Origin of the sequence: Rhizobium sp. WW22 (genome assembly GCF_047041135.1) — a bacterium.
GTDB lineage: Bacteria > Pseudomonadota > Alphaproteobacteria > Rhizobiales > Rhizobiaceae > Rhizobium.
Window position 1 is genome coordinate 1,926,336 of the sequence record NZ_CP178199.1, and the last position, 14,105, is coordinate 1,940,440.

The following is a 14,105-nucleotide window of genomic DNA, read 5'->3' on the forward strand; positions in this document are numbered from 1 at the left end:
GGAATTCAGGTTCGGACATGAAGCAGGATAAAACAATCATCGTTCGCCCGTCCCGGGAGAGCGACGTCGATGCCATGCTGGCAATCTATCGCCGCCATATTCACCGCGGCGTCGAGGCTGGAGTTGATGATAGCGATACGCCGCAGCCGGACGATCTGCGCGAACGGCGCAAGAATTTGAAGGACAAACGCTTCCCGCATGTCGTTGCGATCGAGGGTGAGAAGGTCGTCGGCTATGCCTATGTGGTGCTGTTCCGCAAGCGTCCGGCCTATCGCTATACCGTCAAGCATTCGATCTATGTGCATCACGACCATGTTGGCCAAGGCGTCGGGAGCCTGCTCATGCGCGGACTGATCGACGCCTGTGCCGCGGCCGGTTTCCGGCAGATGATCGGCTATATCGATGCCGACAACGCGGCGTCGCTGGCCTTGCACGAGCGCTTCGGCTTCGTTCGCGTCGGCCTTCTGCCGGCGGTTGCCTATCGTTACGGCCGCTGGGCCGACACCGTGATGGTCCAGCGCTCGCTCGGTCCCGGCTCAACCACGCAGCCGCCTCCGCCGCCGCTCTCCACCCGCTGAAGCAAAGGGGGCTTATACCGGCTGCGTTTGAGCTGGCCTGAAACCCAGCACGAAATCCACGACTTTCGACGAGGACATTTCGCAAGGCTTGAGGGTGAGGCTGGCTCCGGAGAGCACATAGAGATTGAAGCTGACGACATCGGTCCCGCCAAGCTCCTCGCCATAGAGCCAAACTCGCTTCCCGTCAGGCGATCGCTTGACCGTCACACCCCAGGGGCGATCTTGGAAGCGCCCCTCCGAATAGCCGTCAGACAGCTTCGCAAGCGCATGTTCGAAGTCCGACAATTCGGACGCCAGCAGCGCGTCGTTCGTCATGGCGCCAGGCATTCGTCACATATGCCGCAACCATCCTCATCCATCTTCCGCGCCGCTCGCTGCCTTCGGCAGCATAGGCACGCGGTTCCGTTAGATCGAGATTCCTCGTCATGCTCGGGCGGAAGGATTTCCATCGGCAGGTCGGAAAGGGGTTCGGTTGCGATTTGGCCCATCTTGAGGCTCCGTATTGGGGGATAGACAAGAGATAAGAAGCCTCGAAGGCATCTCCAAGGTGGCACTTGCGAATGACTGTCACAGAGCGATTTTCCCGCATCTCTCCGGCACGACAACGGAGCCGGTTTGATATCGTGATCAGGGATGATATGTTCTGTATTTGTTTCAGATTCTATAATTGAAGGGTCCATGCTTGAACCTGCAGCATGATGACCGAGATCGCCATGAACGACACCAACACAAACCCTGTTCGGAAGATCATCCATGTCGATATGGATGCATTTTATGCGTCGGTCGAACAGCGAGACAATCCCGAGCTGCGCGGCAAGCCGCTTGCGGTCGGCGGGTCGGCAGCGCGCGGCGTGGTCGCGGCCGCAAGCTACGAGGCCCGCGCCTTCGGCGTTCACTCGGCGATGCCTTCGATCACGGCGAAGCGCAAATGCCCGGACCTGATTTTCGTGCCGCCGCGCTTCGACGTCTACAGGGCAGTGTCGCAGCAAATCCGCGAAATCTTCGCCGAATATACTTCGATTATCGAGCCGCTCTCGCTCGACGAGGCCTATCTCGACGTCACCCAGAACCACAAGGGCATGGAGATCGCCACCGAGATCGCGCTGGAGATCCGGACCAAGATCAAGCAGGTCACTGGTCTCAATGCTTCTGCCGGCATTTCCTACAACAAGTTCCTCGCCAAGATGGCAAGTGACCTCAATAAGCCCAATGGTCAGGCTGTCATTACGCCGAAGAACGGGCCGGCCTTCGTCGAAACGCTTCCCGTCAAGAAATTCCATGGCGTCGGGCCGGCGACCGCCGAGCGGATGCACAAACTCGGCATCGAAACAGGGCTAGACCTGAAGTCGAAATCGCTTGCCTTCCTGCAGGAGCACTTCGGAAAGGCAGGCCCATATTTCTACGGTATCGCCCGCGGCATCGACGAGCGCCAGGTAAAGCCCGACCGGATCCGCAAATCCATTGGCGCGGAAGATACGTTCGCCGAGGATATCGACGATCTCGAGCTGGCGACGGCGGAGTTACGGCCCTTAGCGCAGAAGGTCTGGCGCTACTGCGAAACAGGCGGTTTCAGCGCCAAGACGGTGACCGTGAAGATCAAATATTCGGACTTCACCCAAGCGACACGCAGTCGGACAAGCTCCTTGCCGGCCGCAGACGGCGGCGCTGTTCTTGAGACAGCCTCGGCGCTTCTGGCAACCGTCCACCCGTTTGCCCGGCCGATCCGGCTGCTTGGCATCACGCTTTCGTCTTTGACGAACGAAGATGCCGACAATGGGAGATCACAGCCTCAGCTCGATCTTGGCATCTGAAGGAGGCAGCCGCTCAGCAAGACCGCTTGCGCTTCATCATCGCGTTCAGCTTCTCCGCCCCGGCTTCGTCGACGGGTGTGTAGACGATCATGCGGTCGTCATTGCTGGGGCTTGCCCACCAATTGTTGGATTGCAGCGGCAGGACCGTGCCATCCGCCAGCCGAAAACGCTTCACGGTATTCTCGATGCCCTTGAGCTGATAGCGATCCCATACGATGCGGAACTGATCGGAAGCGCTCATATAGCGTTCCAATTGCCGCTCCCAGCTCGGATCATCGAGATGCTCGGCCATAGAGGCACGAAACAGCGCTGCCATATTGGCCAGCATCTCGTCGGGATCGGCCTGGCTTGCGCGCCAGGCGGGATTGACGAGGGACAGATAGATGCAGTTCCGGTCTTCGGGCGGAAGGGCATCCAGATCGACGCCGACAAGACGGCGATAGGCCTCGTTGAAGCCGCGTATATTGTACCGTTTCGTCTGGATAAGGGCGGGATAAGGACAGAGATGATCGAGAATGCGCTGGCTGGCCTCGGTGAGCGGCTCGCAGACGCGAGGATTTTCAAGGCGAGGCGGAACCGGCAGATTGGCCAGTCTGAACAGATGCTCCGTCTCGACTTCGTTGAATTCCAAAGCATGCGCAACGGAGAGAAGCACGCGCGGCGACACGCGGATCGGCCGGCCCTGTTCCAGCTTGGTATACCAGGTAATGCCGATATCGGCGCGCGAGGCCACTTCTTCCCGCCGCAATCCGGGTGTACGAATCCGTCCTGCTCGACCGAGTCCCAATCTTTGCGGGTCAAGGGATTCCCGCCGTCTTCGCAACATCTCGCCGAGTTCCTGTGCCCGCGAAAGCATCTGATTGGGGACGATATCGAGCGTGCCGTGCATTTCCATTCTCCAGCCTGACACTTTTTATACCAGTCTAAACAGGTATCTTGTACCAGTTTAACATGGGTGTAAAACGCTGTGGACTCAGTTTTGAAAATACTTTGAGGTCCCCCATGTCTTCCGCACCAATCCGGCTTGGCCAATTCGGCCTGCTGATCCTGCTGGCCGGGCAATTGCTGCTGCAACTCGATTTTTCCATCATCAATGTCGGCCTCGCCGCCATCTCGGCCTCGCTGCACGCCGGCGAGACCGAACTTGAGCTTTTCGTCGCCGCCTATGGCGTCGCCTTTGCCGTCTGCCTGGCGATGGGTGCGCGCCTCGGCGACAATTTCGGCCGCAGGCGCATGTTCGGCCTCGCCGTCCTGTTGTTCTGCCTCGCCTCCCTGCTATGCGGGGTAGCGACATCAGTCACCTTCCTCATCGTTGCGCGCGCGCTGCAGGGAATTGCGGCTGCACTCATGGTGCCGCAGGTACTGGCGACCATCCATGTCAGCCTGACCGGACGCGATCACGCCCGCGCCGTTTCGCTTTACAGCGCAATTGGCGGCATCGCCTTCATCGTCGGCCAGGTTCTCGGCGGCTTCCTGATCTCTGCCAATATTGCCGGCTCCGGATGGCGCAGTATCTTTCTCATCAACCTGCCGGTCTGCATCCTGATCCTGATCAGCGTGTGGCGCCATGTCCCCGAAACGCGTGGCCAAGGCAGAGTTCCGGTCGACTGGTCGGGCATGATTACGCTGGCGCTGCTGACTTTGTCGGTCCTGCTGCCGACCGCGCTCGGCCCGTCGCTACACTGGAACTGGCTTTGCCTGCTCGGCTTCGTGCCGATCCTGCCGCTGGTGGCACTTCTTTGGCGTATCCAGCGCTCCAAGGAGGCGCGTGGCGCCTTCCCGATCCTGCCGCCGTCGCTCACGCGCATCTCCAGCATGCGATTCGGCGGGCTGATCGCCATACTCTTCTTCACCTGCTGGAGCGGCTTCATGTTCGTCTTCGCCCTTACCTTGCAGGCAGGTGCCGGGCTGACCCCGCTGCAATCGGGCAATGCCTTGATTGCACTTGGCGGCTCCTACTTCGTCTCGGCCGCTTTCGTCACGCCTCGCCTTGCAAACCTACGGCGCGAACTCATGCTGGCGATGGGCTGCGTGATCCAGATGAGCGGGCTTGCTCTGCTCATCGTGACGCTCGAAACGGTCTGGCCGCGACCTGGCGTCATCAACCTCATTCCGTCCACAGTCCTGATCGGTTTCGGCCAGGCGCTGATCGTCAACAGCTTCTACCGGCTGGGGCTGGCGGACGTGCCGCATGAACATGCCGGCGCCGGCAGCGCCATGCTCGCAACCATGCAGCAGGTGTCGCTGGGTCTCGGGCCGGCGATCCTGGGGGCGGTATTTGCCCAGGTGCTGCAATATTCCAGCGCCTATCTCTCCGCCGGGGTCACGGCGATCGCCGTCGAACTCGGGCTAATGGCCATCCTGCTGGTGGCCACGCTTCTGCGATTGGCACGGCAGCGCAGCCGACCAGAAGAAGACGCCGAGATCGGCGACGCCCTCATCGTCGCACCCGAATGATCGGACGATCAGCGTTAAAAGCATTGATCCCATAACAAAATCCGGCCTGTCGCCAGGCCGGACTTGCAAGCATAGGCCTCGTCTTCGACCAGATGCGGCTACGCCGGCAGCTGGAAGACCCAATTGGCAATCAGCACGATGGCAAGGCCGCCGGCAAGCGCCAGATAGGGTAGAATACCCGCCTTCTTGACACCCAGATCCTGGCCGACCAGACCAAGATCATCCATGGCACCGGCCGGGAACTTGCCGCCATCGCGAACATAATGCCTGTAAGCAAAGACCGGCAGGATGAGGGCCGCAAAGGCAAAACCGATCCAGAGCGCATTAGCATAGCCCCAAACCTTGGCGCCAGCGCCAAGGAAGAGCGCATTGACGAAAGCAAGGACAGTGTTAAGGCCGATGAGCCACGACGGCGCTTTCCACGGGCGCTCGACATGACCGGAGTCCATGCGGTGTATCCAGCCGGAATTGAGGTTGAGGAAATTGAAGATGATGTATCCGACGTTGGAGACGGCAAGCACGAAGAAATAGCCGCTCGTGTCGGAGGCAATGGCGAGAAGAAAGAGATTGAAGGCGAAGTCCGTCCACATCGCTCTCGTCGGCGCACCGTTCTCGTTCACATGATCGAGATATTTCGGCAGCCAGCCGTCCTTCGAGCCCTGATAGAGAGTGCGCGAGGAACCCGCCATTGCCGTCATGATCGCAAGAAACAGTGCCAGAATCATCAGGATGACGAGCAATTGCGTAACGATCCGGCCGGCGCCGATCAGACCGCCGAGCGCTTCACCGACGCCGGTGCCGTCGACGATGCCGGGCGCCAGCATGCCGGCATGACCGAGCACGCCTTGGAAAGCGAAGGGCACCAGGAAGAAGAAGACGCAGCAGGCAAGGCCCGAGTAGAAGATTGCCTTGAACGTATCCGTCTTCGGGTTCTTCAGCTCACGCGTGTAGCAGACCGCCGTCTCGAAGCCATAGGTCGACCAGGCGGCGATATAGAGGCCGCCGAGGAAAAGCGTCCAGCCGCCATTGCTCCAGGTGCCGTCAGTCGCAGCGTAGGCCGCTGTCGGCGGTAGCAGGCCGGTCACGTTGGCGGAGAGGATTTGGCCGCTGACGATCGGATAGACGCCGATGATCAGAAGCGGCACGAGCACGATGATCGCGAGCCATTTCTGCACGCTCGCCGTCTCGGAGATGCCGCGATGCTGGATCGCAAAGATGATCAGCATCAGGACACCGCCGATGAAGAAGGTGGCGTTGATATTGGCGGTCGCGAGGAAAGGAATGTTGAAGCTGACGAGAGACCAGTTGCGGATGGGCGGGGTAAAAGATGCAACGCCATCGGCGCTGAGCAGCGCTTTTACCGCATCGTCGGGCGATGTACCGGCATGGGCCGCAATGTATTCGGCAACACGCGGGCTATCGGCGGCGATCGACGTCGCATGCGCACTGATCCAGCTGAGCACAGCCTGCGAATCCGCCGCCGGAATGGGGAAGAAGGCATTGAGGATATAGCCTGCCGCAATGGCGCAGCCGAGGGACAGCACCGGCGACCAGGCAAACCAGTTGCACCAGACCGAAAGCGGCGCGATGAATTTCGAATGCGCAGCCAGGCCGTCGCGCCATAGACCGAGGCGCCGCCGGACTTGTTGCCGAACATGCCGGCAATTTCGGCATAGGTGAAAGACTGCAGGAAACCCATGATCATCGAGATGATCCACACGACGAAGGCAAGCTTGCCCGTCGTGCCGGCGATGCCGCCGATGGAAAAGAGAACAAGCGGCGGCACGCCCGCAGCCACCCAGAACGCGCCCTTCCAGTCAAGCGCGCGTATAAGCTTACCTTCCGTGCCGGCGGAAGCGCCGGCGTCCACGATATCCGTCATCGGTGATATTCCCCATTTTGTTCCGGACGTATCTCTCGTACGTCTCCCTGAACGTGCCTCCCATGGCATTGCGGGGCTTGCTGGAGGTTTTCGTAAGCCGAGTCTGCGCGCGGATTTCCAGATGCATGCCCTTTATACATAGTGAAGATATTTTCTTTTTAGTCAATATCCCTTTACTTTCGGACGGCATTTTGTCAGCATGATTCCGGTGTCCGACACACCTCATTTCCCGAGAGGGCTCTATGCGAGATCTCCATCCGTCAGCAGCCGGAATACGGCCCGTCGCGGCGAGCATTGTCCGCTATCCGGGCATTCCAGCGCTGCCGCCGGACACTGAGCGCTATCGCTGCAAGGGCGGTGGGTCGCTGGTCGTCCGCGTCGAACCCGGCGATCGGATTTCGGTGGAGGATGGCGAAGGCGGGCAGGTCTGCGAGCTGACCTTCCTTGACGAGAAGGGCCGCTTTCAATCCGCTGGCCTAGGGTCGGCATTCACCGGCGAGGCGACAGGTCTCAAAGCCATTCTTTCCTCGGGGAATGAAAGTGCGGTTCGCGTCAGGACGGCGCTGGAGCGGCGCGGGGCCGATCTGGCCTCTGCGGCAGCGCTTCGCCTCTTCGGCGCCTCTTCGCCGGCAGGCAGTACCGCGGAATTCACGATCGCGACTAAAGGCCTGCTTGTCGCCTGTGCGCCAGGAATGGCCATGTCGCCGGAAACGCAGGATACGGCAACACCAATCGAGGTCAGGATCCGCCGTACGACGATCCTGCGAGACTATGCCTCCGCATTGCCCGAACCGCTCGCCGATCCGATCGAGGATATTCGCATAAAAGCGGCGACCGCTTCGGCCTATTTTGTCCGCGCCGGCGAGTATATCCAGATCATCGATGTCTATGGCCGGCAATGCACCGACTTCCAGGCCTTTTCCGCCCGCAAGGTCGATGAGGGGCTCGATCTTGCGCTCGACTCCACCGTGACCCGCACTCTGCTCGGCCGGAGCTATCCAGCGCCCGGGCTGCCGTCCAAAGCCTTCGACCGCGATTTCGAGCCGCTGGTGGAAATCGTGCAGGATACGGTCGGCCGCCACGACGCCTTCGCCACCGCCTGCAATTCGCGCTACTACGACGACATGGGCTATCCCGGCCATGTGAACTGCACAGACAATTTCAATGCGGCACTTGCGCCCTACGGCATTGCCGGCCGAAAGGGCTGGGAGGCGCTCAACTACTTCTACAACACCAATGTCGATCACAATAACCAGCTCTATCTCGACGAACCTTGGTCGAGACCGGGCGATTACGTCCTGATGCGCGCACTGACGGATCTCGTCTGCGTCTCCTCCTCCTGCCCTGATGACATCGATGCGGCCAATGGCTGGGACCCGACCGATATCCATGTCCGCACCTTTTCAGGCAAAGAAAAATTCACACGAGCGGTGGCCTATCGCATGACCCCTGATGCCGACCCCGAACTGACGCGGGAGACCGCGTTTCACCCGCGCCTCTCCGCCCTGACGCGCGACTACACCGAATATCGTGGCTTCTGGCTGCCGAACCGCTTCTCCTCGGAAGGACCGGTCGAGGAATACTGGGCCTGTCGTGAACGCGCCGTGGTGATGGATCTCTCGCCGCTGCGCAAGTTCGAGGTGACGGGACCGGATGCGGAGGAATTGCTGCAATATTGCCTGACGCGCGATGTGCGCAAGCTATCGACCGGTCAGGTGGTCTATTCCGCCATGTGCTACGAACACGGCGGCATGATCGACGACGGCACGTTGTTTCGCCTCGGCGACAAGAACTTCCGCTGGATCGGCGGCGATGACTATAGCGGCATCTGGCTGCGCGAGCAGGCGGAGAAGAAGGGCTTCAAGGCCTGGGTGCGCTCCTCCACCGACCAGATGCACAATATCGCCCTGCAAGGCCCGAAGAGCCGCGACATCCTAAAGGAGATCATCTGGACGGCGCCGCGCCAGCCGACGATCGGCGAGCTCGAATGGTTCCGTTTCGCGGTCGGCCGCATCGGCCACTTCGAGGGAGCACCGGTCGTCGTCTCTCGCACCGGTTATACCGGCGAGCTCGGCTACGAAATCTTCTGCCATCCGAAGGATGCTGCAATTGTCTTTGATGCGGTCTGGAAAGCCGGTGAACCCTATGGGCTGAAACCGATGGGCCTGGAGGCACTGGATATGGTGCGTATCGAGGCGGGCCTAGTCTTTGCCCATCACGAATTCGACGATCAAACCGATCCTTTCGAGGCCGGTATCGGCTTCACTGTCCCGTTGAAATCCAAGCAGGACGATTTCATCGGTCGCGAGGCGTTGATACGGCGGAAGGAAAATCCGCGCCACCTGATGGTCGGTCTAGACATCGAGGCCAACGAAGCCGTGGGACATGGCGATTGCATCCATATCGGCCGCGCGCAGATCGGCGTGATCACCAGCGCGACACGGTCGCCGATCCTCGGCAAAACCATTGCGCTTGCCCGGGTTGATGTCACGCATGCGGGGGTCGGCACCAAGGTTGAGATTGGCAAACTCGATGGCCAACAGAAGCGGCTTCCCGCCGTCATCGTGCCGCTTTCGCATTACGACCCGCAGAAGACGCGACCGCGATCCTAATCCGCTTTCCTCTGCGCGCTCGAAATCGCGCGCGCAGCTTCTTCCGAAGAGTTTGCAAGCGAACGCATTTCGGCCGCCAGAACAGCGAAGCCCGATCCCGCCGTCCCCGCTCTTGCAGCCTCGATGCCGGCATTGACGGCAAGAAGCTTCAGATAGCGCAGGGACTGCAGGATCTCATTGGTCTTGGACGCGGTAACCCGCATGCCGGCGGTCTGCTCGTCGATACGCTGGTAGAGCGATTCGATATTCAGGATGCTGCCTTCGAGATAAAGAAGCTCCCCGGCCTCATCCCATACGCCGCCGCCGGTCTCCGTTACCCAGAGAAAATGGCCGTCGCGATGACGGATGCGATACTCCATCGTCCAGTCCGTGCGGCTTTCCAGCGCCTTGCCGACAAGCTCGTCCATGAGCGGGATATCCTCTTCGCACATGATCGAAGTAAAGGTTCGCGCGCGGTTGCCGATGATCTCGTCAGCGGGATAGCCGAAAATGCGCTCGATGCCGTCGGTCATCTCAAGCATCGTATAGTTTTCGTCTGCCCGGCAGCGATAAAGAAAACCCGCCATACGGCCGAGAACGCTTGTCTGAAAATCCATGAAGCCATGCCCGAAGAGAAGGTTGCGGATGAACTCGTTTCGTCTCAACGCACAAAAGAGCCGACAAGGGCTGCTCTTCGCCTCCCTTGCCGGTTAGGTGGGGAAGTGACCGCGGATCAATTGCGCAGATATTCCTCCATCGAATCGTCAAGCGCATCGACCCAGGGCGTATGATGCGTCGGCGACATGTTGCCGGTCATCAGCGAGCGGTAGGCGTGGTCGCGGAAGCCCATGATGTTCTCAGCCTTGTGGTGCTCCCACTCCATGAAGGTCTTATTCGTGCCTTCGATGTCGAAGCTCGGATAATCCGTCTCGGCGAGCAGTTCCTTCACATAGTCGCCCTGGTACCAGATCATCTGCTCGGCATCCTCGAGGGTTTCTTCGCGGGCGCGCCATTTGTCGAAGTTTGCCTGCAGTTCCGCTTCCGGCGGCAGCTTGATGCGACCCATGATGACATCGCGCGCCCACCAGGCCTGCACGTCGAACATGTTGAAGGTATAGAACTGATCCTGCATGCCGATGTAGAAGAGCTGCGGATTCTTGTCGAAGATCACGCCCTTGTAGAGATGGTCGGCCCAGAGGCGGTTTGCCGTCTTCAAACGCAGATCATCCGGCAGGAAGGGGAAATGATGCTGATAGCCGGTGCAGAGGATAAGCGCGTCGACCTCCTTCGATGAGCCGTCGAGGAAATAGGCCGTCTTGTTCTCAAGACGCGTCAACAGCGGCCGCTCCTCGAAATTCTCGGGCCATTTGAAGCCCATCGGCTTGGAGCGATAACTCGTCGTCACGGACTTCGCCCCGTATTTCCAGCATTGCGAACCGATATCCTCGGCCGAATAGCTGCGGCCGACGAGGAGCACGTCCTTGCCCTTGAACTCCAGCGCGTCACGGAAATCGTGCGCGTGCAGCACGCGGCCGTTGAAGGTCTTCACGCCCTCGAAATAGGGCACGTTCGGCGTCGAGAAGTGACCTGAGGCGACGACGACATAATCGAACTCCTCGTCATACATCCGGTCCTGAGGCCGATCATGCGCGGTCACCGTGAACTTCTTCGTCTCTTCATCGAAGCGCACCATGCGCACCGGCGTGCTGAAGCGCACCCATTTGCGCACATCGGCCTTTTCGACGCGGCCCTTGATATAGTCCCAAAGTACGGCGCGCGGCGGATAGGAGGCGATCGGCTTGCCGAAATGCTCTTCAAAGGAATAATCGGCGAATTCCAGGCATTCCTTCGGGCCGTTCGACCAGAGATAACGATACATGCTGCCATGCACCGGTTCGCCATATTCATCGAGGCCTGTGCGCCAGGTATAATTCCAGAGGCCGCCCCAATCCGCCTGCTTTTCGAAGCAGACGACTTCCGGGATATCAGCACCCTTCTTTGCAGCCGATTGAAAGGCCCTTAGCTGGGCAAGGCCCGAAGGGCCGGCACCGATAACGGCAACTCGTGTCATGTGGCATTCCCCTTCTCGATTCTATCGAAATTCTTATGGCATGCAGAAGTTCGGCGTGGCGTCCGGCATCAATCCGGGAAGATGCCGGGGCTGGTCGGCGCGCCGTCGTCATATCGCGAAAGCCAGTCGATCGTGGTCTGGCGGAAGCGCGTCAGGCCCTTGTAGTCGATGAGCTCGGGCGGCAGCGTCTTCAGCACGCGCGGAAAACGGCGCGCCCATTTCGGCACGGTCACCAGCTCATTCATGTTCATCAAATAGCAGCGGATGACGAAGAGAATGGCGTTCGAGCGCGGCAGGCGCCACAGGCTCTGCAGCTCGACGCGCAGATGCACCTTCTCGCCGACATTCTCAGGCGTCACCGTGGTGCGGTCCGGACCCCATTTCGGATAGTTTTCAGGACTGGTATCGAGGCGCGGATTGATCGTCATCGTCCAATTGAACCGGCGCGTCGGCTTGCCCAGCTGCAGGTTCAAAAGGAATTTGAGCGCACGGTCGAAGACGCCGATCTGGTGGGCAAGCGGCACCGGCCCGTGCCACTCCATGAAATTCATGCCGATATCGAAATCGAGCGACCAATCGGCCTGGGTCGTCACCATGCCGGCATCCATCCAGAGATTGCCGTCGCGCTGGTCGACGATGCAGAAATCGCCCTGCGCCTGGCGCGTGATGTACTCGAAGGGTTCGTAAGGCAGGGTCGATGCATCACCGAAGGTGAAGGTGTCGTCTATGCCAAGAGGACGATTGATCCAACGCCACTGGTCGCCGTTCTTGGTGAGCGTGAAATGCTCGGGATAGCCGGCCGCCTGCTCTTCCATCAGCAGTTCCAGCGTATCCCATTGCGCCGTCATCATATGCGGCAGCGCCTGATAGCGCAGCGGATCTTCCTTCAGCACCAGAGCCCGGTCGTGCATCTCGGCAACATAGTGCTCATCGACGTCGATCAGGCTTTCGTAGATCGTATTCTTCCGCCCCTTCACATGCGGCTCCATGTTGACGGAATACATGTATTCGTCACGATCGAAGGGGAACGGGAAACGCCTGATATTTTCCGGACTGTTGCGGTAGCTGAAATCGTCCCTGAACGTTTCCTGCTTGAAGGCGATTGCCATGTCCGTTCTCCTGGATATCGGTTGAGTGCCTAAAGGTCGAGATGCAGCGCGCTTCCTTCGAAACGGGAAACGCAGATCATCACCTTTCGGCCGGCGGCCTTTTCTTCGTCGGTCAGATAGACGTCATTATGCAGAAGCTTGCCGTCGCAGACGGCGACACCGGTCTCGCACTGTCCGCAGGCACCGCCGCGACAGAGGAAGGGCGCATCGACACCGGCAGCCTCGATCGCTTCCAGCATGCTCTCATGATGGCCGACGTGAACGGTCTTGCCCGACCGCGTCAGCATGATGGAGAAAGGCTTTCCGGGCTGCGACGACAGGAAGCGTTCGGAATGCAGGTTCTGTTCCGGCCAGCCAGCCTCCACGCCCGTTTTCAACACGCCGTCAATCATGCCGGCCGGGCCGCACACATAAAGATGCGTGCCGAGCGGCTGGTTTTCGAGCAGACGGGCTACGGGCATGAAATTGCGATCGGCGTCGCAATAGATCTTCACCCGCTGCGAGCCATATTGCTCGACAAGCTCCTGGCAATAAGCGCCGCGATCAAGCGAACGCACGGCATAATGCAGCTCGAAATTCGCGCCCTCGCGGGAGAACTGCTGCATCATCGCAATGAAGGGCGTGATGCCGATGCCGCCGGCAATCAGCAGATGCTTGCGGCCGCGCCAGTCCGGCTGGAAGAGATTGACGGGATAGCTGACCTTGAGCTCGTCGCCCTCCCGCACCTTCTCATGCATGAAGGCGGAGCCGCCGCGCGAGTCCTTGACGCGCAGCACGCTAATCTCATAGGCCGAGCAATCATGCGGCGCGGACATCAGCGAATAGGCATTGCGGCGAACATGGCCTTCGTCGTTCATCGAGACGATGACATGGGCGCCGCCGGAAAAATAAGGCATCGGCGCGCCATCGAGACGTTCGAAGCGGAAGCGCTTGATGCGGTCGGCAACGGGCGTCACCTTCGCGACACGAACAGGAATTTCCGTACCACCGCTCACAGGAACAACTCCTCTGGATCGGGCGCCGTGCCCGGCTCTTCCGCATCGATGTTGACGCCCTGGAAGGCGCCGAGACGACGCGAGTAGTGGTCGCGCACCAATAGCGGAAGCCCGCAATGGCCGCAGGCGAAAGGACTATGCGTGACATCGTCGGTGATGCCCTTGCAGTGGACGCATTGCACGCGGCGCGCCAGGGAACCGCGATGTTCCGTGATGATCGAGGCATGATCCATGCCGTAGTCGAGCGCCACCATCATTGCCTGGCCGATAAAGCCCTCGGTGCCGGCTATATAAAGCCGCGTGCCCATATGCGCCGTTGCAAGCGAGCCCTTCAGGCGGAAGAGCAATGTCGCAATGGTCGGCGCCGTGAAGAACATGTCGACGCCGAGCCGGCGCAGGGCCTCATCATGGCCTCTGCCCTGCGAACCGCGCGCGACATAGAGGATTTCGCTGCGCGACAGGATGGTATCGTCAAGCCCGGCCGTCTGGTCGAGGAGGGCATTGGCCCCCTCGCCTTCCAGCGCGAACAGATGCCGCCGGGCATGCGGCTGGATGGAGAGACCTTTGTAGACCGGTCGGCTCTTGATGCCTTCGACAAGCATGAGCGCGCC

General features: G+C 60.0%; 11 protein-coding genes and 1 pseudogene. 4 read left to right on the top strand and 8 right to left on the bottom strand.

The window, feature by feature from the left end:
- Positions 1-17 precede the first annotated feature (17 nt).
- A complete protein-coding gene (locus ACK83U_RS27870) occupies positions 18-578 on the top strand; it encodes a GNAT family N-acetyltransferase (RefSeq protein WP_095438591.1) in 561 nt (186 codons plus the stop codon).
- 12 nt (positions 579-590) lie between these two features.
- Here the strand turns inward: ACK83U_RS27870 and ACK83U_RS27875 are convergent, their stop codons facing one another.
- On the bottom strand, positions 591-905 hold the full coding sequence (locus tag ACK83U_RS27875; RefSeq protein ID WP_112611098.1) for a hypothetical protein: 315 nt from the start codon (positions 903-905) through the stop codon (positions 591-593).
- Positions 906-1,291: 386 nt separating this feature from the next.
- Here ACK83U_RS27875 and dinB point away from each other — a divergent pair, with 386 nt between their 5' ends.
- Positions 1,292-2,389 carry a DNA polymerase IV gene (gene dinB, locus ACK83U_RS27880; protein ID WP_112611216.1) on the top strand — a complete coding sequence of 366 codons (1,098 nt, stop codon included), beginning with the start codon at positions 1,292-1,294 and terminating at the stop codon, positions 2,387-2,389.
- Positions 2,390-2,402: 13 nt separating this feature from the next.
- Here the strand turns inward: dinB and ACK83U_RS27885 are convergent, their stop codons facing one another.
- A complete protein-coding gene (locus ACK83U_RS27885) occupies positions 2,403-3,278 on the bottom strand; it encodes a helix-turn-helix transcriptional regulator (protein WP_112611096.1) in 876 nt (291 codons plus the stop codon).
- A gap of 113 nt (positions 3,279-3,391) precedes the next feature.
- Between ACK83U_RS27885 and ACK83U_RS27890 the strand changes: the two genes are divergently transcribed.
- The gene (locus ACK83U_RS27890) at positions 3,392-4,846 is read left to right on the top strand and encodes an MFS transporter (RefSeq protein WP_183711862.1); all 1,455 of its coding nucleotides are present in this window, start codon (positions 3,392-3,394) and stop codon (positions 4,844-4,846) included.
- 98 nt (positions 4,847-4,944) lie between these two features.
- Here ACK83U_RS27890 and ACK83U_RS27895 read toward each other — a convergent pair.
- Positions 4,945-6,728: pseudogene (locus ACK83U_RS27895) on the bottom strand (APC family permease).
- Between the two features lie 242 nt (positions 6,729-6,970).
- Here ACK83U_RS27895 and ACK83U_RS27900 point away from each other — a divergent pair.
- On the top strand, positions 6,971-9,340 hold the full coding sequence (locus ACK83U_RS27900; RefSeq protein WP_112611090.1) for a DUF1989 domain-containing protein: 2,370 nt from the start codon (positions 6,971-6,973) through the stop codon (positions 9,338-9,340).
- Here ACK83U_RS27900 and ACK83U_RS27905 read toward each other — a convergent pair.
- The 5 genes from ACK83U_RS27905 to ACK83U_RS27925 form a co-directional block, all read right to left on the bottom strand.
- Positions 9,337-9,936 carry a PAS domain-containing protein gene (locus ACK83U_RS27905; RefSeq protein ID WP_112338234.1) on the bottom strand — a complete coding sequence of 200 codons (600 nt, stop codon included), beginning with the start codon at positions 9,934-9,936 and terminating at the stop codon, positions 9,337-9,339. The two genes, ACK83U_RS27900 and ACK83U_RS27905, sit on opposite strands and share 4 nt — an antisense overlap.
- A gap of 116 nt (positions 9,937-10,052) precedes the next feature.
- Positions 10,053-11,390, bottom strand: coding sequence for an NAD(P)-binding domain-containing protein (locus ACK83U_RS27910; protein WP_112400068.1), 1,338 nt, complete (start codon positions 11,388-11,390; stop codon positions 10,053-10,055).
- Positions 11,391-11,458: 68 nt separating this feature from the next.
- Positions 11,459-12,499, bottom strand: coding sequence for a heme-dependent oxidative N-demethylase family protein (locus ACK83U_RS27915; protein ID WP_112611088.1), 1,041 nt, complete (start codon positions 12,497-12,499; stop codon positions 11,459-11,461).
- A 29-nt stretch (positions 12,500-12,528) separates the two neighbouring features.
- A complete protein-coding gene (locus ACK83U_RS27920; RefSeq protein ID WP_112611086.1) occupies positions 12,529-13,494 on the bottom strand; it encodes a 2Fe-2S iron-sulfur cluster-binding protein in 966 nt (321 codons plus the stop codon).
- Complete coding sequence (locus tag ACK83U_RS27925) at positions 13,491-14,096, bottom strand: dimethylamine monooxygenase subunit DmmA family protein (protein ID WP_112611084.1); 606 nt, start codon at positions 14,094-14,096, stop codon at positions 13,491-13,493. Before ACK83U_RS27925 ends, ACK83U_RS27920 begins: the two co-directional genes overlap by 4 nt.
- Positions 14,097-14,105: the final 9 nt, after the last annotated feature.